This is a genomic window from Mycobacterium sp. (assembly GCF_032162605.1).
Classification (GTDB): Bacteria; Actinomycetota; Actinomycetes; order Mycobacteriales; family Mycobacteriaceae; genus Mycobacterium.
Window position 1 is genome coordinate 1 of record NZ_JAVROT010000639.1, and the last position, 26688, is coordinate 26688.

A 26688-nucleotide genomic window follows, 5' to 3' on the forward strand; every position below is an offset into this window, starting at 1 on the left:
TACTCTTCTTCATGGTGGTCCCCTTGCTGTAGGAGTTCTTGGCGGAACGCCCGACACCTACCACACGGCAGGTCTCGAGCGGGGGACCGCCACCTCAACTTCTACGAGACCCGGGACAACCTCGTTGTCATGTCTCACAACTACTTCAACGCTCCAGGCGAGACCGCAATTTCTAGAACAAACATCTAAGACAGGGTCACCAGGGGGTAATGAGCACTCTGGAGCCAGCTTCCAAGATGTCTCACATGTAGTCCATTTCAAGAAGACGTGGGTGACCATCCCTGGATGCCCCGCATTAGGGCATCGCCTCGGCCCAATTCGTGTGTCCCTCGTAGCCAAGCGTTTTCGCTATGTCGCGGTAGTCATCACGGAAGTGCGTGTAAGCGGCGGCATCACCCCGAGCCTGGGCCAGCAGCGCCCGCAGCCGCGACAACCAGATGTCGCGCATCACCAGGCCCTCATCGGCTGGCGCGACCGCCAACCGGTCAATCGCGGCCTCTGCTTCGGCCACGTCACCGTCGGCCCCGCGATCGAGCAGTGTCTCCACCAGGACACCCGTCGCTGGAACGCCCCACAACAGCAGATGTCCCTGGCGGAACAGATGGTCGGCGGCGGCGCGTATCACCGGTATGGCGGCATCGTGATCTCCCTGCCTCCCAGTCTCGCGTGCCGAGAAGACCTCGACGATCGGCAAATCGCATAGGTTGTGTCCTTGGTTTAGGAACACTTTGCCGACCTCGGCCAACAGCTGCTGTCCGCGATCACGCTCCACGATGGTGCCGCGGTGCACCAGCGCAACGCCCAGCGTCGCCAGGGTGAAGCCCACCACGACGTCATCACTGGATCGCTCGGCGATCCGTAGAGCATCCTCGATCTCGTGCAGCGCACGATCATCTGGCCTCAGCACGCCAAACGGTATCCCCAGCAAGTAGACATAGCTGACAACCCCGGCGCAGGACGCGGGGTCAGCGCGGCGGGCCATAGCCAGGCCGTGCCTCAGGTCTTCTGGCCATCCGAGACGACCCAGGAAGTAACGAGCCATACCCCGCGCCGCGAAGGCGAGCGCTAACGGAGACCCGACAAGGAAGTTGCCTTTCGATGAGTCACCGTCGGCCAGGTCGATAACGGTCTGTGACCATCGCAACACGTCACACCACTCGGCGCTCTCGATCTTGCCGTAGATCACCGGGAACGACAGCCCCACCGTCAAGGTCGCATCTCCGACCGACTCGGCGAGGGCCCAGGCTTCCGATGCCAGCTCCGACGCCTCGCGCTCCCGGTCCTGATGCGCGTAGCCAACCACCAACCCTGCGGTCGCGATGCCCAGTGACGCCTTGTCCCCGGCGGCGCTGCACAACTCCCTCAATTCATCAAAGCGGTCACCGGCAACGTTGGCGTGGACTCGCCAGCCGGTCCCGCACAACATGGTGCGCGGGGCGATGCGCATGGCTGCCCGGCCCGAGTCATCGGCGGGCAATGCGTCGGCGATGGTTCGGGCACGCTCCCAACTCAATCGCGCTGCGGCGATGTCGCGGTTGGTCGCCCACTTTGCGGCACGCATCTGCCAGCCGTAGGCGGCGTGCAGATCACCGGCAGCCGCCAGATGTTCGGCGATCAGCGCAGCATTTTCATCAGCCGAGGCTGGGTTGCGGGCCTCAATCGCGGCAGCCAGCCGTCTATGCAACTCGGCACGATCGGACTTGAGTTGTGATTCGTAGGCCACCATGCGGATCAGCGGATGGTGGAACACGTACTCGGGCTGTCGGGTAAACCTGATCTGATCGATCAGCTCGCCCCCCACCAGGTCCTTCAGGACAGGATCAATCCCCAGCGATTCCAGTAGGTCCCGGCTGAACTTCGCGCCGATGACCGCCGCAGCGTTCAGGGTGCGTTTCGCTTTAGGGTTCAGCCGGTCGACGCGGGCGGCGAGGGTAGCCTGCACAGTGGCGGGCACGGTGACCTCGGCAGCGTCGACCGTGGAGTCGTAGGCGCTGCGGTTGCCGCGCAACACAGCTCGCTCGGCCAAATCCCGTACCATCTCCTCGGCGAAGAACGGATTACCGGCGGCCCGCTCGGCGATCACGGAGGCCAACGCGCCGACTGAGGGATCCGGCCCGAGCAGCTGCGAGACCAGTGCTGCCGTCTCCGGATCACTCAGTGGCGCAAGGGCTATGGTTTTGGCACCGGCCACGCGGCTCAACACACCCCGATATTCGGGACGGTAGGTGACAAGTACCAGCGAGGCCGTCTGCAGGATCACCGTGAGGAACTCGGCCAGCATCGACTCGCTGACCTCATCGATCCAATGGGCGTCCTCGATCACGTAGAGTGCCGGGCGTTTTCGGGCCAACGACGCGGCGTTCACGAACACGGTCAACCGCCGCCGCCGCGCATCCGGATCAATCTTGGCCAGAACGACATCGGGATCGGCGATGCCAAGCAGGTCCTCGAACAGCAGCACGTCCTCAGGGTCGGCATCGGGAGCTTGAGCCCGCACCCGCTCACGAGCCACCACCTCGTCCATCCCGCCCACACCGGTCGCCGCGCGCAGCAGTCGAGCCACCACCTGGAACGGGATGCCGCTGGTATGCGATTCGCAGTAGGCGGCGAACACCTCGACCCCCCGCCCCGCAGCGATCCCAGCGACCTCGCGCACCAGGCGGCTCTTGCCGATCCCCGGGGACCCCACCACCGTGACCACCGAGCCATGACCCTCAACAGCGCGTCGCAGTATGGCCTCCACGACGGCCATCTCCCACCGCCGACCCACCAGCGCCGACTCAGCACCTGGGACACGGCGATCCCGCTCCGACACCCCCAGTAGCAGATGGGCGGGCACCGGTACGTCGGAACCCTTGATCTGAACCAGCTCAGCCTCGCCCAGGCTCGCCGCGCCCTCAATGAGTCGCGCTGTCGACGTGCTGAGCATCACCCCGCCCGACGGCGCCACCGATTCCATCCGCTGCGCCATGCCGACCTGGTGTCCGATCGCGGTGTAACCGAAAGGCCCTGAACCGATTTCACCGGCTATCACTTGACCGGAGTTGAGTCCGACGCGCAACTGCAGATCCACACCGTCGCGCTCTAGGATTTCGACGGCAAGCCGCTTCGCCTCCTCCTGAACGCCGAGGGCCGCAAGACAAGCGCGGACGGCGTGGTCCTCCAACGCCGCTGGCGCGCCAAACACGGCCATGATGCCGTCGCCGGTGAACTTGTCCACCGTGCCGCCGTAACGCTGTACCACTGCGGCACAGCGGTCGGCGAGGTCGGCCATGATCTCGCGAAGCCGCTCCGCACCGACGGCCGAGGCGATGTTCATCGAATGCACCACATCGGCGAACATGACAGTGACCTGCTTGTACTCCGCCCGGATACCGGCTTCTTGGATTGGTGAGCCACAGCCGTGACAAAACCGGGCATTCTCTAGAGGCTCGGTGCCACACGTCCGGCACGCTGCTATGGCCGTCACCCGACCCCCGCCAATCCCGGCTCCCGACGTTTCCAAGGTTTAGGATATGCGGTTGAACACTTTCACGAGGGCCGTCGGCGTGCCGCAGATTCAGTACGAAGTTCTGAGACTCTCGAATGTCGTCCATTTCGAGACTCTGGACGGCGCTGGATGCGGCCCGTCTCATTTCGACCATGGCCGTCCATCGGTGAAACGATGGTCTCCAATGGAGGAACACTCGCGAACACGAGTTCCTAAATCACGCTGCGTCCGCGAGGCCTCCCGACCACCAGCACGTCACCCACGCGGAGCTTCTGCTTCAGCTTCTTCCACCGGGGTCGGAGTGCCGTGAGGCACCAAGTGAGTTATCCGAGTAGACCGTCCACCGGCCTGCTCACGCCATACGCGGGTGTCGATGACCGCCTGGCGACCTTCATCTGACGACGACGACCCATGGTGTGGACAGTGCCCGTAATGCTGCTTCGGATTGGCCAACGCCATGGGTGCGAAGTTTAGAGCGCTTCGATGATGGTGGCGTTGGCCATGCCGCCGCCCTCACACATCGTCTGCAGCGCGAAGCGTCCGTCACGCTGTTCCAGCGCATTGACCATGGTCGTCATGATGCGGGCACCGCTGGCGCCGAGGGGATGCCCAATCGCGATGGCGCCACCGTTGACGTTCGTCTTGGCCAAGTCGGCACCGGTGTCCCGAGCCCATGCCAGGACGACCGGCGCGAACGCCTCGTTGACCTCGAACAGGTCGATGTCGGCCAGTGTGAGGCCCGCGCGGGCCAGCACCTTCTCCGTCGCCGGAATGACACCCGTCAGCATGTAGAGCGGATCGGAACCGACCACGGTCATGGTGTGGATTCGGGCCAGCGGCCGTAGACCCAGCTTGCGGGCCGCTGCGCCGCTGGTGATCATCACCGCAGCGCTGCCGTCGGACAGTGGCGACGAGTTGCCCGGCGTGATCTCCCAGTTGATCTGGGGGAAGCGCGCCGAGTAGGCCTCGTTGAAGAACGCGGGCCGCAGGCCGGCCAGGGTGTCCACGGTGGTGCCGGGGCGGATGATCTCGTCGGTCGACAGGCCGGCGATCGGAGCCAGTTCGTTGTCGAACAGCCCGTCCTTGGTCGCCCGCGCCGCCTTCTCGTGGCTGTTCGCGGAAAACTCGTCGAGTTCGGCGCGCGACAGACCCCACTTCGCGGCGATCAGCTCGGCGCTGATGCCCTGCGGCACGAGACCCTCGGAGTAACGCTCGGCGAACGCCTTGCCGAACGGGTCGCTGCCGGGCAGCACCGAACTGCCCATGGGCACGCGCGACATCGATTCCACACCCGAGGCGATCACGATGTCATAGGACCCGGCGAGGACGCCCTGGGCCGCGAAACTGATTGCCTGCTGGCTACTTCCGCACTGCCGGTCGACAGTCGTGCCGGGGACGCTCTCCGGGAAGCCGGCTCCCAGCAGCGCGTTGCGCGCAATGTTCACGGACTGGTCGCCGACCTGCGTGACCGCACCTGCGATGACGTCGTCGACCTGGCCGGGATCGATGCCGGTGCGTTCGACGATCTCGCGCAGGCTGTGGGCCAGAAGATCGGCAGCCAGCACGTCGTGCAGCGCTCCGTTCGCCTTGCCCTTGCCGACGGGGGTGCGCACGGCTCCGACGATGACGGCGTCGCGATCCGAATACTCGGCCTTCAAGGCAGCCATTTTGTCCTCCTGAACTCGTCGCTGAGTACTGCTCTCTATACTTAGATGTAACACCTAGGTCTAGTAACAACAACCCAGCCATGGAGTGATTTACATGACAGTCCTGCAAGGGCCGCTCGCCGACCGTGACAGCTGGTCCGCTGTGGGGCACTGCCCGATCGAGAAGACGATGGCCGTGGTGGGCACCAAGTCGGCGATGCTGATCATGCGCGAGGCCTATTACGGCACGACGCGGTTCGACGACTTCGCTCGCCGCGTCGGCATCACCAAGGCCGCCACGTCGGCCAGGCTGTCCGAACTGGTCGAAGCGGGCCTGCTGACCAAGCAGCCCTATCGGGAACCCGGGAAGCGCAGCCGCGACGAGTACGTGCTCGCCGATGCTGGAACGGAGTTCATGCCGGTGGTGTGGGCGATGTTCGAATGGGGCAGAAGGCACCTCGACGACACGCGGCTTCGGCTGTCGCATCTTGACTGCGGTGCCGAAGCGACCGTCGAAATCCGGTGCGCCGAGGGCCACGAGGTGTCGCTCGACGAGCTGGCGGTGAAGCTGATCAGGCCAGCTGCTCCCGGAACTTCTTCGCCTGCCCCATGAGCTCCTCGACGCGCGAACGCACGGCCCGGTTCTCGAACACGCCGCCCTCCTTGAAGTAGGTGCCCACGATCGCGCCGTCGGCGATGCCGAGCTGGTCGGCGACGTTCTCGGCCCGTACGCCGGTGTTGACGAACACGGGAACGGCCCCTGCGGCCGACTTGACCACCCGCAGGGCCTCCGCATCGGTCGGCGATCCGGCGGTCGCCCCCGACACGCAGATGGCATCGGGCAGCGTGGCGAAAACCGTCGTGCGGGTGATGGATTCGAGATCGCGGGCGGCTAGGTACGTCGCCGACTCCGGCACGATGTTGAAGAACAACTTCACGTCCGCACCGCCGACGCGGGCACGGTGACGTGCCACCTCGCCGACGTTGGTGTTCCACAGACCGAAGTCGCTGGCGTACACCCCGGTGAAGATCTCCCTGACGAACTGCGCACCGGTTGCGACCGCGAGGTCGATCGAAGCCCGACCGTCCCAGAGCACGTTCACCCCATAGGGGACCTCGAGATGGGGGAGGAGCTCACCGATGATCCTGGCCATCGTGATGGCGGTGATGGGTTCGGTCTTCGTCAGATACGGCAAGCTGAACTCGTTGGAGATCATCACGCCGTCGACGCCGCCGGCCTGAAGTTCGTCGAGTTCCTCGCGCGCCCGCTCGACGACCGCAGCGATGCCGCCTGCGCTGTCGTATCCGGGATCACCCGGGAGCGCTGCGAGGTGAAGCATGGCGATGACGGGCTTTCTTACGTTGAAGACCTTGTCCAGCCAGGTGGTGGTCACGTTGTTGCCTTTCTCAGTGATGTCGTCTCGAGGGGCGTTCACACGCGCTAATCCATGTATGCGCCGCCATTGACGGCGAGTGCCTCGCCGGTGATGAAGCGGGCGTCCTCCGACAGCAGGAACGCGACCGAACGTGCCACGTCCTCGGGTCGTTCGAGTCGTCGCAGCGGGGTGTCGTCGATCATCATCGCGCGCACGCCGTCGGTGGTGGTGCCACGCAGCTCTGCCTCCCACACGAGTTCCCTTGACTGCATGGGGGTTTCAACGTAGCCGGGACATACGCAGTTGACGGTGATGCCGTGCTCGCCGAGTTCGTAGGCCATCGCCTGGGTGAGGCCGACCACGCCGAACTTGGATGCGACGTAGTCCGAGAGGAACGGCACCCGGCCCTGCTTGCCCGCCATCGATGCGGTGTTGACGATGGCGCCCATCGTGCCGCTGCGCACCATGGCGCGCGCCGCGGCCTGCCCGCACACGAAGACGCCCTTGAGGTTGACGTCCATGGTCTGGTCGTAGCGCTCGATCGATACGTCGAGGAAGGAGTGCATGAATGAGATGCCCGCATTGCTCACCCAGGCGTCGAGGCCCAGTCGGTCGGTGACGTCGAATGCGACAGTTGCCGCGTCGGTCGGCGAACTGACGTTGAGCTCCGCGGATTCGTGCCCCCGTTCGGCATCGGACGGCAGCGCCTCGGCGACGGCACGCGCTGCCTCACCGTCGACGTCGGTCACGATGACCCGCCACCCGCGCTCGGCCAGGGTGATCGCGATGGCCCGTCCGATGCCGGAGCCCGCGCCGGTAACTACCACTGTCTTGATCATGTGTGAAGCTCGTTCCCATCCATCTTGGTGTTCCCTTGGTCGGGCCCAACGACGCGTTGGCCCAGTGGGTCGAATACGTGGACTGCGCCGGCCCGCGCAGAAAGCGCAACGGCCGCGCCTTCGGTGATGCCGGACAGCCGCGATGCCTCGACGACGCTGGTCAGTTCCATCCCGCGCGCATCGATGGTGACGATCGCCCGCGGCCCCAGCAGCTCGACGAGCTTCACTCGGGCCGCCGCGGCGTCCTCCACGGCGGTGGGCACAAGATCGTCGGGGCGGATGCCGAGCGTGGCGGTGCCGCGGGCATTCACCTGCGGGACGGTCACTGTGAATCCGCTTGGCAGGGTAAGGGTCTCACCGGCAAGCTCGCCGGTGATCAGATTCATCTTCGGGCTGCCGACGAAGGCCGCGACGAAGGTGTCGACCGGTGCGTTGTATACCTCGAGCGGGGTGCCGACCTGCGCGGCGCGCCCGTCGCGCATCACCACCATGCGGTCCGACAGTGTCATCGCCTCTTCCTGGTCGTGAGTCACGTACAGACAGGTGATGCCGAGCCTGCGCTGAATCTGCAGCAGCTCGGTGCGGGTCTCGACGCGCAGCTTCGCGTCGAGATTGCTCAGCGGTTCGTCGAAGAGGAACACCGAGGGCTTCCGGATGATCGCCCTGCCGATGGCGACCCGCTGCTGTTGTCCGCCGCTGAGATCCTTGGGCTTGCGGCTCAAGAGCTTGCTCAGGCCAAGGGACTCGGCCACCTCGTCCGCGCGCTTGAGGGCATCGGATCGTGGCGCCTTGGCGGCCCGCAACGGGAACGCGATGTTCTCCCTGACGGTGAGATGCGGGTAGAGCGCGTAGTTCTGGAACACCATGGCCACGTCGCGGTCCCGCGGCTGCAGCGCGGTGACGTCGCGGTCGCCGATGGTGATGGCGCCCGAGGTGACGGACTCGAGGCCCGCGAGCATCCGCAACGAGGTCGACTTACCGCAGCCGGAGGGGCCGACGAGCACGGTGAACGACCCGTCGGGCAGCTCGAGGTTCAGGTCGGTGACGACGGGGGTGGACCCGTAGTCCTTGTTCACGCCGGAGAATCGGACGATTGCCATGAAGAGTCAGCCACCAACCTTTGTCAGAACTTCACCGCGCCACCGCTGATGCCCTGCACCAGCTTGCGCTGGATGAAGAAGCTCGCGATGACGACGGGGACGACGGCGATCAGGATGGCGGCACTCATCGAGCCGATCTGTACGCCGCGGAACGTGTTGAACCCTGCGATGGCCACCGGGAGGATGGCCGCCTTGCCGGGCGCCAGGATCAGACCGTAGAAGAGGTCGTTCCAGGACAGGGTGAACCCGAAGATGGCGGCCGCGCCCATGCCGGGCAGCACCTGCGGGAGCACGACCAGTCGAAAGGCCTGGAACCGGGTGAAACCGTCGACCTGAGCCTGTTCCTCGAGGGAACGGGGGACGGCCTCGAAGAAGCCGATGAGGAACCAGGTCACCACCGGCAGAACAAAACTCAGATGAGCGAAGATCACCGGGATGAGGGTGTCGTTGAGCCGCAGGGCATACGCCATCGTGAGGAACGGGAACACCAGGACTGCCGGCGGAAGCACCTGGGCGGCAAGCATTCCGAATCGGGTGGCGGTGCCGCCGGCACGGTAGCGGGCGATGGCGTAGGCGCCCATGCTGCCGATCACCACGCTGATGACCACGGTGGTGAGCGCCACGACCGCACTGCGGCCCGCCGCGCCGAGGATTCCCGACGCCAGGACGCCGCGCCAGGCATCCAACGTCGGCGCGAACCACAGTAGGAACGGATTGCTGAGCTGTTCGGGGTTCTTCAAGCTCGCCAACGCGATCCACACCACGGGGAAGAGCACCGAAATGCCCGCGGCCCAGAGCAGCGCTACCCGGCAGATGGTCAATGTCAGTGACTTGGCCGGCGAGTTCCTCATGACTGCTTGGCCTTCTCCATCCGGCGGAACGTCACCACGATGATCGTCAGCACCACGAGCAGCACGACGAACGCCATCGAGGACGCCGAGCCGAGCCGAAAGAACTGAATGCCGGTCTGGTACACGAAGTACTGCAGAGTCTGCGTCTCGGTTCCCGGACCACCCCTGGTGGTGGCGAAGACGTACTCGAAGACCTTCATGGCGTCGAGCGCGCGCAAGAGGATCGCGACCACCAGCACCGGTGCCAGCAACGGCAGCGTCACCCGGCGGAATACGTACCAGCCACCGGCGCCGTCGACCCTGGCGGCCTCAAGCGGTTCCTTGGGGATGGACTCCAGCCCGGCGAGCAACAGGAGCACCATGAAGGGCGTCCACTGCCACACGTCGATGAACGCCAGCGTGAACAGGGCGCGGTCGGGGCCGAAGAAGTCGTAGTCGACGCCGACGGCCTGCAACAGACGAGGGATCGCGCCGATCTGGTCGTTGAGCAGGAAGCGAAAGATCAGGCCGACCGCGATCGGCGTGATGAACATCGGTGCCAGGAGCATGGAACGCGTGAGATCGCTTGCCCAGCGCTGCTTCTGGAGGGCAAGCGCGAGCGCCAAGCCGATCAGCAGTTCCAACGCCACCGCGACGCCCACGTACGTGGCGGTGGTGCCGAACGCCTGCCAGAAGGCGCCGTCGCCCAACGTGGCGACGTAGTTGTCTGCCCCGACCAGACCGGGCGTGCCGCGGCTGGTCAACTTGTAGTCGGTGACGCTCAGGTAGAACGCATAGCCGAGGGGGAAACCGACCACCCCGACGAACAGAGCGACGAGGGGGGTGACCATGCCGTGTTGGAATTTCACGGTGGTCATCGCTCCTTTCGTGGGGTGGTCGGTTCCATGAGGGCTAGTCCTCTTTTCAGGGGGGAGGGGAGGACTAGCCTTGGATCTTCTCGGCGGCGGCCTGTGCCGCCGCGAGCGCGTCGTCGACGCTCTTGGTGCCTGCCACCGCCTCGTTGAGCTCGGTTCCGACGGCTTGGATCATCTCCTCGCCGCTGGATCCCTGGCTCAATGGCGCGGCATTGGCCAGCAGCTGCTCCACCGTCTTGTAGTAGTCGGCGCCGAGCGGACCGCCCAGGACCGCCGGATCCTTCAGCGTGCTCTGCCGGATTGCGGCGCCACCCTTCTCGGTGCGCTGCACGTCGTGCGCCTTGGAGGTCAACCACGATGCGAACGCCCATGCCGCATCGGCGGCACCGGAATTGGCTGGGATCGCCCAGCTCCACGAGCCCAGCACCTGCTTGCCGCCTGGGATGGGCGCCAGCTTGTACTTGCCTGCCGATGGCCCCGACCCCGGTGCGTTGAGTGCGGGCAGATTCCAGTTGTAGCTGATCATCGAGGCGGCCTGTCCACTGGAGACCGACCGGAACGCCTCGTCGAACGCCCAGTTCAGACTGTTGGGGGGTGCGGCGGTGTGGTAGGTGTCGATGTAGGCGTTCAGGGCCTGCTTGGCCTGCGGGGTGTTCAGTGTGGGCTTGCCGCTCTCGTCGTAGATCGAGCCGCCCGCGGCGAACAGCCAGTTACCCCACTCCTCGAAGATCTTGTAGCCGCGCTGCGGTTGCATCGCGATGCCTGCGCGGTCACCGGACTTGAGGGCCTTCGACGTGCTGACCAACTGGTCGAGAGTCATGGGCACCTCTAGCTTGGCTTGAGCGAGATCGTCTGTGTTGTAGAGGTATCCGAGCGCATAGTTGTAGAAGGGCACGCCGTAGCGAACGTTGTCGACCGTCGTGATCTGGGTCAGCGACGGGAAGAAGTCCGCCGCGTCGTAGCCGGGGGTGCTGTCGATGCGGGAGTCAAGCGGCTGCAGGAACTTTGCGTTCGCGAAGTCCACCATCCACGGGTTGTCCACGATGATCAGGTCATAGGTCGCCGACGGTGACTGGAAGGAGGACACCAGCTTGTCGCGCATCTGGTCGTAGGTCAGCGTCTCGATGTCGACCTTGACGTTCGGATAGTCCTTGTTGAACTCGGGCACCATGGACTTGACGATGTCGGTGTCGGGAACGTTCTCCATCAGAATCCGGACCGTTCCCGACACGTCCTTGGAGACCGCGCCGGTACCGGTCGCCTCGGTCTGCGCGGGACCGCCGCTGCCTGCGCAGGCGCTGATCAACAGTGCGAGCACGGCCAGCAATGCCATCACCGGAGACGCGACGAACGGCCGCCTCCGCCGGGGTGTCGTTTCTTGCATGGTTTGCGTCAACTTCATTGCGGCACTGTTCCTTTCACTTGTCGGTCACGTGTCACGTCTTGCCATGGCATGGGATATCGGCGCCACCGCTGCACCGAGGTCGCGCCAGTTCCGATAGGCGTCGTCGTACACCGCTCGTCGTGTCGGATCGGGGACGACCGGCGGATCGAGGGCGACGAATCGGGCGGCATCGGACCAGCCGTCGAGCGCGCCAACTCCGATCGCGGCGATCACCGCGGCACCAAGCGAGGCTCCGGGATGGCCACGGACGGGCCGCATCTCGATACCGAGGACGTCGGCGTGGATTTGCTTCCAGAGGGTCGACTTCGATCCGCCGTTGGTGATCATCACGCGGTTCGGCCGGATCCCGATGTCGGTGAAGACGTCGACGTGGTGCCGGAATCCGAAGGCGATGGCCTCGAGCACCGATCGGTAGAGGTCGGCGCGGGTGTGGCCCAGGTGCATCCCGGCGAACACACCGCGGAGATCGGGATCGTGGATGGGGCTCTTCTCACCGAGGAAGTAGGGCAGGCACAGCACCTCTGCAGGCGTGGCCCGCGACGCCTCGTCGTCGAGTGCGCCGAGTTCTGCGATGTCCTGGCCGCCGATCAGCGCCTGGAACCAACGAATCAGGCTGCCGCTGGTGGCCATGCAGCCGTTGGGCAACCAGTGACCGGGGACCGGATGCGCGTCGAGATAGAGCCGCTCGTCGACCACTCTGGTGTCACTGGCGACCAGGATATCGCCTGCACCACCGAGTTTCACCAGCGCGTCGCCCGGTGCGTTCACCCCCGCGGCGAAGGCCGAGAGCACGTGATCGGCACCCCCGACGATGAGCGCGGTGCCCGCATTGAGTCCGGACGCATCGGCGGCCGCCGTGCTCAGTTCACCAACCTTGGTGCCGGGTCGATGGACCGGCGGAAGCGTGCTCGCATCCAGGCCCGCTGCAGCGACGACGACGTCGGCGATGTCACCGTCGATGGTGAACAAGCCCGACTCCAGCGCCCAGTTCTGCTCAACGTGAACGTCGCTGCCGAGCGAGGCCAGCACCCAGTCATAGGAGCCGACGTAGTGCGCGGTCCGGCCGTATACGTCCGGTTCGTGGTGACGCAACCATGCGGTGGTCGGTGCGACCGACTGCTGGGTCAAGGCCGAACCGGTCATCGTGACGAGGTCGACGCCGTCCAGCGCCAGCGCCAGTTCCGAGACCTCGAGGTGCGCTCTGGCGTCGTTCTGGAGAATGGCGTGGCGCAGCGGATTTCGGTGGTGGTCCAGCGGTACGACGGCGGGAACCATGCCGGAGACCGCAACTGCCTGCACGGCATCGCTGCGGATCCCGCTGGTGCTCAACACCTCCCTGATGGAGTCGATGACGTTGGCGTGCCACTGACCCGTGTCGGCTTCGGCGAAGCCCGGCGCCGGTGAGTGCAGCGTGGTTTCACGCGACGCCTGGGCGACGATGCCGCTGACGATGTCGAACAGCACGGTCTTGGTGCCGGTCGTCCCGATGTCGACCCCGATGGTGTGTGCGCTCACAGTGACTTCACCCCGTCGACCCCGACGCGGTCTCCGCGCGACCGGCGACGCAGATCACGTCGACCCCCGCTTGTCGCGCGGCGACCAGTGTCGGGTGCTCGGGTGCGCCGTCGGTGATGATGACGTGGATCTCCGAGAGCGCGGCGATGCTCGTGAACGTGACGCGGCCAAGCTTGCTCTGGTCGGCGGCCACGATCACCCGGTCGGCGCGCTTGCTCGCCGCGCGCTTCACCCTGCTGTCGGCCTGGTGGTAGTCCGAGATTCCGCGATTGCCGTCGATCCCCGCAACGCCCATGACGAACGTGTCGCAGTTGTAGTTGGCAAGGGTGTCCTCGGCGGCAGGACCGATCAGGCTCAGCTCGCCTGGGCGCAACTCTCCGCCGGTGAGCACGACGGTGGTGTCCGCCTCGTCGATCAACTCCAACGCGACCAGCACGCTCGGGGTCAGGACGGTCAGACCGAGCTGGCGCCCTCGCAGCGACTGCGCGACGGCCAGTGCGGTGCTGCCCGAGTCGAGGATCAGGGTTTCGCCGGGTCCGATCAGATCGGCGACCGCGTCCGCGATGTGCCGCTTCTCGTCCGCGGCGACCGCCACCCTGGTCGCGAACGAGGGTTCGTTGTCCTTGCCCTTCAGCGCGATGGCGCCGCCGACCACGCGCCGGACCACACCCACTGTCTCCAGGGCTTCCATGTCTCGTCGGATCGTCATCTCGGACACGTCGAACTCGACGGCGAGGTCGGCGTAGCCGACTTCGCGCTCGACGCGGACGCGCTCTTCGATGCGATCCCTGCGGGTCTTGGCATCCACGCTCAAAAGCACCAATTATGTTGAAAATTCACAGACTAGGACCCAATCTTGCTGGAGGTCATCGCACATTCCGCGCGACGGATGTGAATTTACAACAGGTCGATGTGCAGTGCCCACATTTCGCGCCAGATACATCACCCCCTTCGGCGGTGCACCCGTTCGCAGGGTGTGGTGGGATCAACCCCTATGGGTATCAAGGTGGCGCTGGAGCATCGCACCAGTTACACGTTCGACCGGCTGGTAGAGGTCTTTCCACACGTCGTCCGTCTGCGTCCGGCGCCACACTCGCGCACCCCGATCGAGGCTTACTCCCTGCAGGTCGAGCCTGCCGATCACTTCGTCAACTGGCAGCAGGACGCGTTCGGCAACTTCCTGGCCCGGTTGGTGTTTCCGAGTAGGACGCGCAACCTCACCATCACGGTCGGTCTGATCGCCGATCTCAAGGTCATCAACCCGTTCGACTTCTTCATCGAGGACTTCGCCGAGACCTGGCCGTTCCAATACCCGAGAGCGCTCTTGGAAGACCTCAAGCCCTATCTGCGGCCTGTTGACGAGGACGACGAGGGGTCGGGGCCCGGTGATCTCACGAGGGACTGGGTCAAGAACTTCACGGTTCGGCCCGGCACCCGCACCATCGACTTCCTGGTCGCCCTCAACGGCGCGATCAATGCGGACGTCGGCTACAGCGTGCGCATGGAGCCCGGCGTGCAGACGCCGGACCACACGTTGCGCACGGCGATCGGTTCGTGCCGCGACTCGGCGTGGCTGCTGGTGTCGGTGCTGCGCGAGCTGGGTCTCGCCGCCCGCTTCGTGTCGGGTTACCTCGTACAACTGACGTCCGACGTCAAGGCGCTGGACGGCCCCTCTGGACCCGTTGCCGACTTCACCGACCTGCACGCGTGGACCGAGGTGTACATCCCCGGTGCGGGTTGGATCGGTCTGGATCCCACCTCGGCGTTGTTCGCGGGGGAGGGTCACATCCCGCTGTCGGCGACGCCGCACCCGGCGTCCGCGGCGCCCATCACCGGCGCCACCGAGCCGTGCGAGACGACGCTGGACTTCTCCAACGTGGTGACGCGTGTGCACGAGGACCCCCGGGTCACGCTGCCATACACCGGTGCAGCGTGGGATTCGATATGCGCGCTCGGTGCACGGGTCGATGCGCGACTGGAGGCGGGCGACGTCCGCCTGACGATGGGCGGCGAGCCGACGTTCGTGTCGATCGACAACCAGGTCGACCCCGAGTGGACGACCGATGCGGACGGGCCGCACAAGCGTGAGCGCGCGTCGGTGCTGGCCGCTCGGTTCAAGGCGTTGTGGGCGCCCCAGGGCCTGGTTCAGCGAAGCCAGGGCAAGTGGTATCCCGGAGAACTGTTGCCGCGCTGGCAGATCGGACTCTTCTGGCGCACCGACGGCCAGCCGCTCTGGACGGACGAAACCCTGTTGGCGGACCCGTGGAGCGACGAGCCGCGCGTTTCCGTGCCGCCCGATGCCGGCCAACGGGTGCTCGGCGCCATCGCCGCCGGTCTCGGCCTTCCCGCCCCGCAGGTGCGCGCCGCCTACGAGGACCCGCTCAGTCGCCTGGCCGGCTCCGTTCGCCAGCCCGCGGGCTACCCCGTCTCCGTCGACGATGACCTGGAGAGCGACTCCGACGATGCGCGGCTCCGGCTGTTGGCCCGGCTCGAGGCGTCCGTCACCGAACCCGCCGCCTACGTGCTGCCGCTGCACCGACGCGACGACGACACCGGCTGGGCCAGTGCTGACTGGCAGCTGCGCCGTGGCCGAATCGTCCTGCTGGAAGGGGATTCACCGGCCGGTCTGCGCCTGCCACTCGACGCGATCAGCTGGGAGCCCCCGCCCCCGTCGCACAGCGCGGACCCCCTCGCCGACCGCGGAGCCCTCGCCGGTGGCGCCGAACCCGACGACGCCGAGGTCGAGGAGGCTGAAGGCGCCCCCATCACCGCGATGGTCGCGGAGATCCGCGATGGCATCCTCTACGTCTTCCTGCCGCCCACCGAGGAGCTCGAGCACTTCGTGGACATCGTCACGCGCCTCGAGGCGGCTGCGAGCGAGTCTCGACTCCCCTTGGTGGTGGAGGGTTACGGCCCACCGCCCGATGCCCGCTTGACGTCCATGTCGGTGACCCCCGACCCCGGTGTCATCGAGGTCAACGTCGCGCCAACGGCAAGCTTCGCCGAGCAGCGCGAACAGCTCGAAACCCTTTACGAGCAAGCCAGGCTCGCCCGGTTGTCCACGGAGTCCTTCGACTTCGACGGCACTCACGGCGGTACCGGCGGCGGCAACCACATCACGCTCGGCGGTATCACCCCCGCCGATTCGCCGATGCTGCGCAGGCCTGACTTGTTGGTGTCGATGCTGACGTACTGGCAGCGGCACCCGTCGCTGTCGTACCTGTTCTCGGGCCGCTTCATCGGCACCACCTCGCAGGCGCCGCGCGCCGATGAGGGCCGCTCCGAGTCGTTGTACGAACTCGAGATTGCCTTCGCCGAAATCGACCGATTGACAAGGGGTTCTGGCAAGGGTTCCACCACGGCGAAGCCATGGGTCACCGACCGTGCGCTGCGCCATCTGCTGACCGACATCACCGGCAACACGCACCGCGCCGAGTTCTGCATCGACAAGCTCTACAGCCCGGACAGCGCACGTGGCCGGCTGGGTCTGCTGGAGATGCGCGGCTTCGAGATGCCGCCACACTTCCAGATGGCGATGGTGCAGTCGCTGTTGGTGCGGTCACTGGTGGCCTGGTTCTGGGATGAGCCGCTGCACGCCCCGCTGATTCGGCACGGAGCCAATCTGCACGGCCGATATCTGCTGCCGCACTTCATCATTCAAGACATCGCCGACGTAGCCGCCGATCTTCGGGCGCACGGCATCGAATTCGACACCAGCTGGCTCGACCCGTTCACCGAGTTCCGCTTCCCACGGGTCGGCACCGCGGTCTTCGACGGAGTCGAGCTCGAACTTCGTGGCGCCATCGAACCGTGGAACGTGCTCGGCGAGGAATCCACGGCCGGCGGCACGGCCCGCTACGTCGACTCCTCGGTGGAGCGCCTCCAGGTCCGGCTCATCGGAGCCGACCGGCACCGCTACATCGTCACCGCGAACTGCTACCCGATCCCGCTGCTGGCCACCAGCAACTCGGACGTGCAGGTCGGCGGGGTCCGCTACCGCGCGTGGCAGCCACCGAGCGCGCTGCACCCGACCATCACTGTCGACAGTCCACTTCGGTTCGAACTCATCGATACCGCTACCGGCACGTCGCGGGGCGGGTGCACTTATCACGTCTCGCATCCCGGCGGACGCGCGTACGACAACCCGCCCGTCAACGCGGTGGAGGCGGAGTCGCGGCGAGGACGGCGCTTCGAGGCAACCGGATTCACCCCCGGTCAGGTCGACATGTCCGACATTCGGGAGAAGCAGGCCCGTCAGTCCACGGACGTGGGCGCGCCGGGCATCGTGGACCTGCGCCGGGTGCGTACCGTTCTGCGCTGATGGTTCTTCGCACCAGTGGCCCACCGGAGCCCATTCCCGCCGTCAGCGGCGGCAACATCCCCGGTGCCGACGACCTGTTGGCTCAGTACCGCGCCGCCCGCGCGCAGAAATCGCTCTTCGACGTACGCGGCGGGGCGGCAGACGGGTACGACGAGTTCATCGACCCAGCAGGCAACGTGCGTCCGGCCTGGCGGGAGCTGGCCGAATGCGTCAATGAGCGCGGGCGTTTCGGGCTCGAGCGACTGCGCTCGGTGGTCCGCAGTCTGGTCGACAATGACGGCATCACGTTCGTCCAGGTCGAGCATCCCGGTGGGCAGGAGCGCAGCGACTCGGGGGATGGATCCGGTGGGCAGGAGCGCAGCGACTCGGGGGATGGATCCAACGGTGACGCGGTCACCAACGGAGACGGCACTCAGGTGCCCGGCCCATGGCACCTTGACGCGCTGCCGCTGCTGATCTCCTCGGCCGACTGGGACGCCCTGGAATCCGGTCTGGTGCAGCGCTCCCGATTCCTGGACGCGGTGCTGACCGACCTGTACGGGGCGCGCCGGTCGATCACCAGCGGTGTGCTTCCGCCGCAGTTGGTGTTCACCCACCCCGGTTACATTCGCGCGGCGCGCGGCATCGAGGTGCCCGGCCGCCATCAGCTGTTCATGCACGGGTGCGACGTCAGCCGCGACGGGTCGGGGGAGTTCCTGGTCAACGCGGACTGGACGCAGGCGCCGTCGGGAGCGGGGTATGCGCTTGCCGACCGGCGGGTGGTCGCGCACGCCTTTCCGGACCTCTACGAGCGGATCAGCCCGCGACCCGCGTCGCCATGGGCGCAGGCCTTGCGGCTGGCTCTGATCGATGCGGCACCCGAATCGGCGGAGGAACCCGTCGTCGTCGTCCTCAGTCCAGGCATCCACTCCGAGACGGCATTCGACCAGGCCTACCTGGCCAGCGTGCTGGGTTTTCCGCTGGTGGAGAGTGCCGACCTGGTGGTGCGCGACGGCAAGGTGTGGATGCGCTCGCTCGGCACCCTCAAACGGGTCGACGTCGTGCTCCGCCGGGTCGACGCGGCTTACGCCGATCCGCTCGACCTCCGCGCGAACTCGCGTCTCGGCGTCGTCGGCCTCGTCGAGGTGTTGCGCCGCGGCGCCGTCACCGTCGTCAATACCTTGGGTAGCGGGATCCTGGAAAGTCCTGGGCTGCAGCGCTTTCTGCCCGAACTCGCCGAGCTTCTGCTCGGGGAGGCGCCGCAGTTGAACACGGCCCCGATGTACTGGGGTGGGATCGACGTCGAACGGTCACATCTGCTGAGCCACCTGTCATCGCTACTGATCCGGCCGGTCACCGGCGGTGAGCCGATCGTCGGCCCGGCACTCTCGAGTAAGGAACGCGACGAGTTGGCGGCGCGCATCGGCGCCGTGCCGTGGCACTGGGTCGGTCAGGAGCTACCGCAGTTCTCCTCGGCGCCGACTGATCACGCACCGAACGGCCTGTCGCCCGGCAGTACGGGGATGCGTCTGTTCACCGTCGCTCAGCGCGGCGGGTACGCACCGATGACCGGCGGGCTCGGCTACCTGCTGGCCCCCGGCAATGCCGCCTACCGGATGAACACCGTTGCAGCCAAGGATATTTGGGTACGCACGCCCACCCGAGTGACGGCGGAGCGCACGCCCGTCCCCCCGGTGGAACCGCCCGCGATAACGCCCAGCCCGACACGCGCGGTCAGCTCGCCGCGCGTGTTGTCCGACCTGTTCTGGCTCGGTCGTTATTCCGAGCGCGCGGAGAGCATGGCGAGATTGCTCAACGTCACGCGGGACCGCTATCACGAATACCGCTACCGCCAGGACATGGCGGGAAGTGAGTGCGTCCCGGTGCTGTTGGCCGCGCTGGGGCGCATCACCGGCACCGACACCGGAGCCGCCGGCGACGACGCCGAGATGATCGCGATCGCGCCGACCACACTGTGGTCACTCACCGCCGACCGCCACCGTTCGGGCTCCTTGGCGCAGTCCGTGGAGCGCCTCGGGCTGGCCGCCCGCGCGGTGCGCGACCAGATGTCGAACGACACCTGGATGGTGCTTGCCGCGGTGGACCGCGCGGTGATGCGTCCGTCTGGGGCGCCGCCCGATTCGCACACCGAGGGCGAGGGCTACCTCGCCGCCGCGCACAGTCAGACCCTCGCGGGGATGCTGGCGCTGTCCGGGGTGGCCTCGGAGTCGATGGTGCACGACGTCGCATGGAGGCTGATGGACATCGGCAAGCGCATCGAGCGGGGTGTCTGGTTGACGGCGTTGATGCGCGCGACGCTCGTGCAGGTCCGTAACCCTGGTGCCGAGCAGACGATCACGGAGTCGACACTCGTGGCGTGTGAGTCATCGGTGATCTACCGCAGGCGCACCCTCGGCATGGTGAGCGTCGCCGCGGTGGCGGACTTGGTGCTGTTCGATGAGGAGAACCCACGGTCATTGGCGTATCAGTTCGAGCGGTTGCGCGTGAATCTCAAGGCGCTTCCCTCGTCGTCCGGATCCACTCGCCCCGAGCGACTCATCGAGGAGGTCGGCGCGCGCCTGCGCAGGCTGGATCCCGCCGACCTCGAGGAAGTCACCGACGGCACGCGGGCCGAGTTGGACGGTCTGCTGAACAGCATCCACGCCGATCTGCGCGAGCTGTCCCGCGTGATCACCGCGGCCCACCTGTCCCTGCCCGGTGGGATGCAGCCGTTGTGGGGTCCGGACGAACGCAGGGTCGTCCCGTGACCGACATGGGCCCGATCCCCGTGGTCGGCAGCAGATCCTACGAAGTCACGCACCGGACGATGTACAACTACTCCGACGACGTCACCAGTTCCTACGGTCGGGGGTTCCTCACCCCGCGGGACTCGACGAGGCAGCGGTGCCTGACCCACGAGTTGGTGATCGAACCCGAGGCCGCCGACAGTTCGACGAGCCGGGACGGCTACGGAAACGTCAGCTCGTACTTCCACGTCACCGAGCGCCATCGTGCGCTGACCATCACCAGCCATTCCATCGTCGAGGTCGACCCGCCACCTGCCGGTCTGTACGCCAGCGGATCGGCGCTCGCGCCGTGGGAGATCTCGCGCCCCGTCGGTACGGATGGTGCCCTTGCCGTTGAGTTCACCCTCGATCTTCAGCAGCCCGAGATCACCGCCGCCGTCCGCGACTATGCCGCGCCCAGTTTCCAGCCGGAACGGCCGCTGATCGACGTGCTGCGGGACTTGAACACCAGGATCAACCACGACTTCACTTACCGGTCCGGCTCGACGACGGTGTCCACCCAGGTCGGCGAAGTTTTGGCCGCCGGTGAGGGGGTATGTCAGGATTTCGCCCGGCTGGCGATCGCCTGCCTGCGCGCCAACGGTCTCGCCGCCAGCTACGTCTCAGGGTATCTCGCGACGAACCCACCGCCTGGAAGGGAACGCATGGTCGGGGTCGACGCGACGCACGCCTGGGCCTCGGTGTGGACACCGCACAGTCAATGGTTGGGGTTCGATCCCACCAATGACCAGATGGTCGACGAGCGGTACGTGGTGGTGGGTTTCGGTCGTGACTACGCCGACGTGCCACCATTGCGCGGCATCATCTACACGGACTCGGAGAGCAGCAAGATCGACGTGTCCGTCGACGTGGCGCCCTACGACGGAGGAATTCTTCATGCGTGACTTCATCTGTCCCAACTGTGGTCAACACCTGGCCTTCGAGAACTCGGTGTGCCTGTCGTGTGGGAGCAAGCTGGGTTTCTCGCTCGATGACATGGCCTTTCTGGTGATCGCCTCTGGAGCCGAGAGCGAACACGGGGGCGCCGTTGACGCCAGCGAATACCAGTTGTGCGCGAACCTGCATGCGGGCCAGTGCAATTGGCTCGTCAGAGTGGCGCCGGTGCGCAGATTGTGCACGTCGTGCGCGTTGACCCGCACCCGGCCGAACGATGCCGACAAACCGGCCATGGGGGCCTTCGCGACCGCGGAGCGGGCCAAGAGGCGCCTCATCGTCGAGTTGGTCGACCTGAAGTTGCCGATCGTCGGACGCGACGAGGACCCGAACTACGGCCTGGCGTTCGACCTGTTGTCCAGTGAGTTCGAGAAGGTCTTCACCGGCCACCAGGACGGTGTGATCACCCTCGACCTCGCCGAGGGTGACGACGTTCACCGCGAGCAGTTGCGCATCGCGATGTCGGAGCCGTACCGCACTCTGCTTGGGCACTTCCGGCACGAGATCGGCCATTACTACCACTACCGGCTCGTCGGCGCCGCTCGGCGTTACCAGCAGCAGGCGCGAGAACTGTTCGGTGACGCCGAGGCCGACTACCAGGCGGCCCTGGATCGGCACTACAGCGAGGGCGCGCCCCCGGGCTGGGAGATGAACTACGTGTCGTCCTACGCGACGATGCATCCCGCAGAGGACTGGGCGGAGACCTTTGCGCACTATCTGCACATTCGAGACACCCTGGACACCGCCGCGGCGTTCAGCTTTGCGCCTGCATCGGCCACGTTCGAGCGAAGGAACCTGGGGCCCAGCGGCTTCGACTCCATCATCGAGATGTGGCTACCCCTGGCGTGGGCGCTCAACATGGTCAACCGGTCGATGGGTCATGACGATCTCTACCCGTTCGTCCTGCCCGCGAAGGTGCTGGAGAAGATGCGGTTCATCCACACCGTGATCGACGAGGTGACCTCTGATCCGGTCAAACTCGCTGCGGCCGCCGGTACCTAGCGGTTGATCGACTGCCCTTCGAGCAGGCTCTCGGCGGTGGTCGCCATGGTGTCCGCGGCGGAACGCGCCTGCCAGCCAGAAACTTCGGTGGCCTTGGCGGCGGACAGCCGTTTCGGCGCCCCGAGCAGTCCCGCGAGTTCACGAAGGACGTGAAGTGCCCCTCGGATACCGACGCGAAGGTTGGCGTCGAGGTCGGGTGCTGGTCGTCGGTCTCGTGTTCGCCCCCCACCGACGCCTGCGCCGCTGCCCGTCACCAGAGCGACCCGCACGTCGAGTAGGAAGCTCACAGCGCTTGTCCCGTGACGCCGGACGCCGGCAGCCTCCTGGCGTCGGTACCCCCGTCGAGCGCGCGAGTGGTGCGATGCACGATCTGCCAGCGACCGCCTCTACGGTGCAGCCGGAAGTGGTTGGCGCCTGCGCGGTAGACGGCGAAACCCTTGGCGCTCTTGACGAGGAGAACCGACTCGCACACGGCCACGGCTTCGTCCCCGTCGACCGTGACGACGGCAGGGCCGAGGAAGTGACAGCAACCGCGTCCGATCAACCCCTGATGTGCGTCCGAACGGACCATCGCGCCCGTACCTGGCTGAATCGACCACGACGAGATCCTCGCGCAGCGATTCGCTGATCGGCAGCCCAGTCCCGCTCACCGGTACACCTGCTGCGTACCCGCCCGACGAGCCGATACTGGCGACATGGCGCGAATCGGTGAGCAACGTGCTCCCGCGCTGCCGGCGACGGATGACCAGCAAGCCCGTCGCACCGCGATCCTGGCGGCCGCTGCCCGCCTGGGACGGTCCCGCGAGCTCGACCGCATCGCCGCGCAGGAGATCGCCGCCAAAGCCGGGGTCGCCCTCCGCACCCTCTACCGCTACTACCCGTCGAAGTACCACGTGTTCGCCGCCGTGCTCAACTCCCAAGTCGCAGAGCTCGGCACGCGGGCCGGGCCCGCAGGCGAATCAACCGACCCGGCCGAGGCGATCGGTGACCTGATGGCCGGGGCGTGCCGGAACGTGTTGCGGCACGGGCATCTCGCCCACGCAATGATCACGTCCACCCAGGCCCTGCGGGCCCGCTCCGGCGTCACCGGGGATCACAACGTTCGCGACCTGATCCTCGCAAGGGCAGGGGTGGCGAACCCGACGGGCGACCAGCTTCGGGTGGCGCGCCTCGTGGAGCAGGTCACGTTCGGCGTCTTGACGTGCGGGGTGGGAGGCGAGCTCGACGCGTCCCAGGCGGTCGCGGACATTCGGTTGGCGTGCCGGTCACTGATCGGTCACGGATTCGGCGCGCCGACCGAGTAACCGCGCCGAACGTTCCTAGGCTCGCCCGCGTGAACGATCGATACGGCTCCGACATCCTCGCCCGAGACCCCCACGCCTCCAGAAAGGTGCGGTCGGTCGAGATGGCAGCCGAGACCGGCCTCGTCGTCGAGGACGTGCAGACCGGGTACGTCGGCGCGATCGTGCGCGTCGAGTACGGACGCATGGAACTCGAGGACTTCGACGGCCACCGACGTCCGTTTCCGGTCGGCCCGGGGTACCTGGTCGACGGCAAGCCCGTGATCCTGACCCCGCCGAAGCGAAAGCCTGCGGGCGGCCCGGCGCGGACGGCGTCGGGATCGGTCGCGGTCACCGGTGCGCGAGCGAGGACGGCCCTGGCCAGCCGCATCTACGTCGAGGGGCGCCACGACGCCGAACTCGTGGAACAGGTGTGGGGCGCCGACCTCCGCGTCGAAGGCGTCGTCGTCGAGTACCTCGGCGGCGTCGACGATCTCGCGGCCATCGTGCGGGACTTCGAGCCCGGCCCTGGCAGACGGCTCGGCGTCCTCGTCGACCATCTGGTCACCGGGTCGAAGGAGGCTCGCATCGCCGCCGACGTCAGGCGGGGTCCAGGCGGGGAGCACACGCTGGTCGTCGGCCACCCCTACGTCGACGTCTGGCAAGCGGTGAAGCCCGCCCGCCTGGGGCTGACCCGGTGGCCGGTGATTCCGCGCACCGTCGAGTGGAAGCACGGCATCTGCGACGCGCTGGGGTGGCCACACGCAAACCAGGCAGACATCGCCGCCGCTTGGCGCCGGATCCGCGGCACGGTGCGGGACTGGAACGACCTGGAGCCCGAGCTCATCGGCCGCGTCGAGGAGTTGATCGACTTCGTCACGACGCCCCAGTGATGAACGACTACGGCGACTCGAGGAACGCCTTGCCGCGCGGCGAGATTCGATAGCCCACGTCCAGGCTGATGGTCAGCCCGAGACCCTTCAACTGGCGGACCCTGCGCTTGAACGGCGCGGTCTCCATGCCCAACCCGGCCGCGAGATCGGGTGCCCGCACGGCCTGGTGGCCCGCGATCAGCCGAAGGTACTTCCGCGTCCACGGACCCGTCGAACTCGCGGCGTCCCACCGGTCGAGTTGCTGCGCGATGGCGGAGCGGTCCGCCGGGCTAAGCGCAGCGTCGGCGGCGAGTTCCGGGCGCTCGTCGGGCCCGACGTAGGACACCGCGATCGCGTAGACGTGCCGTGCCGGCCTGCGGTCCAGCTCGGCGCGGGCGGTCGCGGCGTCGGGGTAGCCGGCGGCCTCGGCCTGAGCGGCGGTCACGGGACGACGTAGTTCCGTGACGTCGTCGATGCGGATCGTGCCCGCCGAAGTCCGTTGCGTGCCTCCTACTTTCGCGCGCGGTGCATCCCAGCTCCGCAGTACCAGCGTGATGACGCCGGTGGCGATTCCGTCGGCCGTGGCCCGGTTGATCAGCACGCCATCCATCGTCTCGCATGAGCGCACTTTCTTCAGAATTCACGATGGTGCGGTTCAGGTGCGGTTCAATAGTGGACGCAGGCACGCGAATGGGACATCATTTCGTGGCATGTCAGTGCCTCCGCCGCCGTACGGTTCGGACCCGTCGTCGCCCTACGGTTCGGATCCGTCGTCGCCCTACGGTTCGCATCCGTCGTCGCCCTACGGTTCGCATCCGTCGTTGCCACCACCCGTCGGCTCGTATGGCGCCCCGCCCCCGCCGCCACCCGGCCCCTACGGAGCACCGCCGCCGTACCCGGGTGGGTACGTCCCGCCGTATCAGGGCGGCCAGTTCGGCGTCGACGCGTACGGACGGTCATTGTCGGACAAGAGCAAACTCGTCGCAGGGCTGTTGCAGCTCTTCCTGGGAACCTTCGGCATCGGCCGCTTCTACCTCGGCTATACCGGCCTTGGGGTGGCGATGCTGCTGCTGTCGTGGCTGACCTGCGGAATTTGGCCACTGGTCGACGCGATCCTGATCCTGGTGGGCAAGGTGCCGGATTCGGACGGACGCACGCTGCGCGACTGACTGTGTTCGGCGGCGTCGCCGCGTCGTGGTAAGCCTGTCCCGTGGCCGATGGTCTCTTCGACGTGCCTGGAGAACCGGGCCGTGGTGACGGCATTCCCGGTGGCGGCCCGTCGGCTCCACTGGCCGTACGCATGCGGCCCGCCGGCCTCGACGAGGTCGTCGGCCAGGACCACCTGCTGCGCGACGGATCGCCCCTGCGGCGTCTGGTCGACGGTTCGGGTGCGGCGTCGGTGATCCTCTACGGCCCGCCGGGAACCGGCAAGACGACTCTCGCGTCCCTGATTTCGCAAGCGACGGGCCGCCGGTTCGAAGCACTCTCCGCGCTGTCGGCGGGCGTCAAGGACGTGCGGGCGGTCTTGGAAGGGGCACGCGTCGCGCTCATTCGTGGTCAACAGACGGTGCTGTTCATCGACGAGGTGCACCGGTTCTCCAAGACTCAGCAGGATGCGCTGCTCGCCGCCGTCGAGAATCGCATCGTGCTGCTCGTCGCCGCAACCACCGAGAACCCGTCGTTCTCGGTCGTCGCACCTCTGCTCTCGCGCTCGCTGATCCTGCAGTTGCAGCCGCTCGGCGCTGACGCGGTGCGTGCGGTGGTCGAGCGGGCCGTCGCCGATCCGCGTGGCCTCCGCGGGTCGGTCACGGTCGACGCAGACGCCATCGAGCTGCTAGTGCAACTGGCTGCGGGGGACGCGCGCCGCGCGCTGACCGCCCTTGAGGTCTCGGCCGAGGCAGGCGATCACGTGACGGTGGAGATCATCGAACAGTCGCTGGACAAGGCCGCCGTCCGCTACGACCGGGACGGCGATCAGCACTACGACGTCGTCAGCGCCTTCATCAAGTCCGTGCGCGGTTCCGACGTCGACGCCGCGCTGCACTACCTGGCGCGGATGCTGACCGCGGGGGAGGACCCCCGCTTCATCGCGCGGCGTCTGACGATCCTGGCGAGCGAAGACATCGGGATGGCCGACCCGACGGCGCTGCCGACGGCCGTCGCGGCCGCGCAGACCGTGCAGCTGATCGGGATGCCGGAGGCGCAGCTGACACTCGCCCACGCCACGGTGCACCTGGCCACGGCGCCGAAGTCCAACGCGGTGACGATGGCGCTGGGGGCGGCGATGGGGGACATCAAGGCTGGCAAGGCGGGGCTGGTGCCTCCACACCTGCGTGACGGTCACTATTCCGGGGCCGCCGCGCTGGGCAACGCGCAGGGCTACACGTATCCCCACGATGACCCGGACGGCAATGTGCC

At 66.7% G+C, this 26688-nt stretch carries 22 protein-coding genes; 9 read left to right on the forward strand and 13 right to left on the reverse strand.

Annotation, left to right across the window (positions count from 1 at the left end; all coding sequences use genetic code 11):
• Positions 1-295 precede the first annotated feature (295 nt).
• Together QOI01_RS36310 and QOI01_RS36315 are read right to left on the reverse strand one after the other, a co-directional pair.
• Complete coding sequence (locus tag QOI01_RS36310; RefSeq protein ID WP_526389115.1) at positions 296-3469, reverse strand: ATP-binding protein; 3174 nt, start codon at positions 3467-3469, stop codon at positions 296-298.
• Between the two features lie 491 nt (positions 3470-3960).
• Positions 3961-5157 carry a thiolase family protein gene (locus QOI01_RS36315; protein ID WP_526389117.1) on the reverse strand — a complete coding sequence of 399 codons (1197 nt, stop codon included), beginning with the start codon at positions 5155-5157 and terminating at the stop codon, positions 3961-3963.
• Positions 5158-5251: 94 nt separating this feature from the next.
• Here QOI01_RS36315 and QOI01_RS36320 point away from each other — a divergent pair, with 94 nt between their 5' ends.
• Complete coding sequence (locus QOI01_RS36320) at positions 5252-5749, forward strand: winged helix-turn-helix transcriptional regulator (protein WP_526389119.1); 498 nt, start codon at positions 5252-5254, stop codon at positions 5747-5749.
• Here the strand turns inward: QOI01_RS36320 and QOI01_RS36325 are convergent.
• The 8 genes from QOI01_RS36325 to QOI01_RS36360 all read right to left on the reverse strand — a co-directional run bounded on the left by QOI01_RS36325 (position 5709) and on the right by QOI01_RS36360 (position 13890).
• Positions 5709-6530, reverse strand: coding sequence for a BtpA/SgcQ family protein (locus tag QOI01_RS36325; protein WP_526389121.1), 822 nt, complete (start codon positions 6528-6530; stop codon positions 5709-5711). The genes QOI01_RS36320 and QOI01_RS36325 overlap by 41 nt on opposite strands.
• A 47-nt stretch (positions 6531-6577) precedes the next feature.
• Positions 6578-7351 (reverse strand): SDR family NAD(P)-dependent oxidoreductase, encoded by a 774-nt coding sequence (locus QOI01_RS36330; RefSeq protein WP_526389123.1) that lies wholly within the window; start codon positions 7349-7351, stop codon positions 6578-6580.
• Positions 7348-8451 (reverse strand): ABC transporter ATP-binding protein, encoded by a 1104-nt coding sequence (locus QOI01_RS36335; protein WP_526389125.1) that lies wholly within the window; start codon positions 8449-8451, stop codon positions 7348-7350. The genes QOI01_RS36330 and QOI01_RS36335 overlap by 4 nt, the downstream gene beginning before the upstream one ends.
• A gap of 23 nt (positions 8452-8474) precedes the next feature.
• Positions 8475-9302 (reverse strand): carbohydrate ABC transporter permease, encoded by an 828-nt coding sequence (locus tag QOI01_RS36340; protein ID WP_526389127.1) that lies wholly within the window; start codon positions 9300-9302, stop codon positions 8475-8477.
• Positions 9299-10150, reverse strand: a complete 852-nt coding sequence (locus tag QOI01_RS36345) for a carbohydrate ABC transporter permease (protein WP_526389153.1) — start codon at positions 10148-10150, stop codon at positions 9299-9301. The genes QOI01_RS36340 and QOI01_RS36345 overlap by 4 nt, the downstream gene beginning before the upstream one ends.
• Before the next feature lie 73 nt (positions 10151-10223).
• Complete coding sequence (locus tag QOI01_RS36350) at positions 10224-11558, reverse strand: ABC transporter substrate-binding protein (protein WP_526389129.1); 1335 nt, start codon at positions 11556-11558, stop codon at positions 10224-10226.
• A 27-nt stretch (positions 11559-11585) separates the two neighbouring features.
• A complete protein-coding gene (locus tag QOI01_RS36355) occupies positions 11586-13076 on the reverse strand; it encodes an FGGY-family carbohydrate kinase (protein ID WP_526389131.1) in 1491 nt (496 codons plus the stop codon).
• 7 nt (positions 13077-13083) lie between these two features.
• On the reverse strand, positions 13084-13890 hold the full coding sequence (locus tag QOI01_RS36360) for a DeoR/GlpR family DNA-binding transcription regulator (protein WP_526389155.1): 807 nt from the start codon (positions 13888-13890) through the stop codon (positions 13084-13086).
• 180 nt (positions 13891-14070) lie between these two features.
• Here QOI01_RS36360 and QOI01_RS36365 point away from each other — a divergent pair, with 180 nt between their 5' ends.
• Genes QOI01_RS36365 through QOI01_RS36380 form a run of 4 tightly spaced genes read left to right on the forward strand, consistent with a single transcriptional unit; the run spans position 14071 to position 22118 of the window.
• Positions 14071-17397, forward strand: coding sequence for a transglutaminase family protein (locus QOI01_RS36365; RefSeq protein ID WP_526389133.1), 3327 nt, complete (start codon positions 14071-14073; stop codon positions 17395-17397).
• The gene (locus QOI01_RS36370; RefSeq protein ID WP_526389135.1) at positions 17397-20144 is read left to right on the forward strand and encodes a circularly permuted type 2 ATP-grasp protein; all 2748 of its coding nucleotides are present in this window, start codon (positions 17397-17399) and stop codon (positions 20142-20144) included. Before QOI01_RS36365 ends, QOI01_RS36370 begins: the two co-directional genes overlap by 1 nt.
• Before the next feature lie 5 nt (positions 20145-20149).
• Entirely contained in the window at positions 20150-21067 is a 918-nt protein-coding gene (locus QOI01_RS36375) for a transglutaminase-like domain-containing protein (RefSeq protein WP_526389157.1), read from the forward strand.
• Positions 21060-22118, forward strand: a complete 1059-nt coding sequence (locus tag QOI01_RS36380) for a zinc-binding metallopeptidase family protein (protein WP_526389137.1) — start codon at positions 21060-21062, stop codon at positions 22116-22118. The genes QOI01_RS36375 and QOI01_RS36380 overlap by 8 nt, the downstream gene beginning before the upstream one ends.
• Here QOI01_RS36380 and QOI01_RS36385 read toward each other — a convergent pair.
• Complete coding sequence (locus tag QOI01_RS36385) at positions 22115-22405, reverse strand: hypothetical protein (protein WP_526389139.1); 291 nt, start codon at positions 22403-22405, stop codon at positions 22115-22117. The genes QOI01_RS36380 and QOI01_RS36385 overlap by 4 nt on opposite strands.
• A complete protein-coding gene (locus QOI01_RS36390; protein WP_526389141.1) occupies positions 22402-22689 on the reverse strand; it encodes a nuclear transport factor 2 family protein in 288 nt (95 codons plus the stop codon). The genes QOI01_RS36385 and QOI01_RS36390 overlap by 4 nt, the downstream gene beginning before the upstream one ends.
• 124 nt (positions 22690-22813) lie before the next feature.
• Here QOI01_RS36390 and QOI01_RS36395 point away from each other — a divergent pair, with 124 nt between their 5' ends.
• Both QOI01_RS36395 and QOI01_RS36400 read left to right on the forward strand, forming a co-directional pair.
• Positions 22814-23422 (forward strand): TetR/AcrR family transcriptional regulator, encoded by a 609-nt coding sequence (locus QOI01_RS36395; RefSeq protein WP_526389143.1) that lies wholly within the window; start codon positions 22814-22816, stop codon positions 23420-23422.
• A gap of 29 nt (positions 23423-23451) precedes the next feature.
• The gene (locus tag QOI01_RS36400; RefSeq protein ID WP_526389145.1) at positions 23452-24291 is read left to right on the forward strand and encodes a DUF3097 family protein; all 840 of its coding nucleotides are present in this window, start codon (positions 23452-23454) and stop codon (positions 24289-24291) included.
• A 7-nt stretch (positions 24292-24298) separates the two neighbouring features.
• Here QOI01_RS36400 and QOI01_RS36405 read toward each other — a convergent pair whose 3' ends face one another.
• Entirely contained in the window at positions 24299-24871 is a 573-nt protein-coding gene (locus QOI01_RS36405; protein ID WP_526389147.1) for a hypothetical protein, read from the reverse strand.
• 109 nt (positions 24872-24980) lie between these two features.
• Here QOI01_RS36405 and QOI01_RS36410 point away from each other — a divergent pair, with 109 nt between their 5' ends.
• Both QOI01_RS36410 and QOI01_RS36415 read left to right on the forward strand, forming a co-directional pair.
• Positions 24981-25439 carry a TM2 domain-containing protein gene (locus QOI01_RS36410; RefSeq protein WP_526389149.1) on the forward strand — a complete coding sequence of 153 codons (459 nt, stop codon included), beginning with the start codon at positions 24981-24983 and terminating at the stop codon, positions 25437-25439.
• A 41-nt stretch (positions 25440-25480) separates the two neighbouring features.
• Positions 25481-26688: replication-associated recombination protein A (locus QOI01_RS36415; RefSeq protein ID WP_526389151.1), on the forward strand; the 1208-nt coding region annotated here is incomplete at its 3' end.

Coding starts and splice junctions, on each gene's coding strand:
- QOI01_RS36390 (WP_526389141.1), bottom strand. CDS start 22,689: ATGGTCCGTTCGGACGCACATCAGGGGTTGATCGGACGCGGTTGCTGT.
- QOI01_RS36320 (WP_526389119.1), top strand. CDS start 5,252: ATGACAGTCCTGCAAGGGCCGCTCGCCGACCGTGACAGCTGGTCCGCT.
- QOI01_RS36330 (WP_526389123.1), bottom strand. CDS start 7,351: ATGATCAAGACAGTGGTAGTTACCGGCGCGGGCTCCGGCATCGGACGG.
- QOI01_RS36370 (WP_526389135.1), top strand. CDS start 17,397: ATGGTTCTTCGCACCAGTGGCCCACCGGAGCCCATTCCCGCCGTCAGC.
- QOI01_RS36375 (WP_526389157.1), top strand. CDS start 20,150: ATGGGCCCGATCCCCGTGGTCGGCAGCAGATCCTACGAAGTCACGCAC.
- QOI01_RS36365 (WP_526389133.1), top strand. CDS start 14,071: ATGGGTATCAAGGTGGCGCTGGAGCATCGCACCAGTTACACGTTCGAC.
- QOI01_RS36315 (WP_526389117.1), bottom strand. CDS start 5,157: ATGGCTGCCTTGAAGGCCGAGTATTCGGATCGCGACGCCGTCATCGTC.
- QOI01_RS36340 (WP_526389127.1), bottom strand. CDS start 9,302: ATGAGGAACTCGCCGGCCAAGTCACTGACATTGACCATCTGCCGGGTA.
- QOI01_RS36335 (WP_526389125.1), bottom strand. CDS start 8,451: ATGGCAATCGTCCGATTCTCCGGCGTGAACAAGGACTACGGGTCCACC.
- QOI01_RS36350 (WP_526389129.1), bottom strand. CDS start 11,558: ATGAAGTTGACGCAAACCATGCAAGAAACGACACCCCGGCGGAGGCGG.
- QOI01_RS36410 (WP_526389149.1), top strand. CDS start 24,981: ATGTCAGTGCCTCCGCCGCCGTACGGTTCGGACCCGTCGTCGCCCTAC.
- QOI01_RS36395 (WP_526389143.1), top strand. CDS start 22,814: ATGGCGCGAATCGGTGAGCAACGTGCTCCCGCGCTGCCGGCGACGGAT.
- QOI01_RS36380 (WP_526389137.1), top strand. CDS start 21,060: ATGCGTGACTTCATCTGTCCCAACTGTGGTCAACACCTGGCCTTCGAG.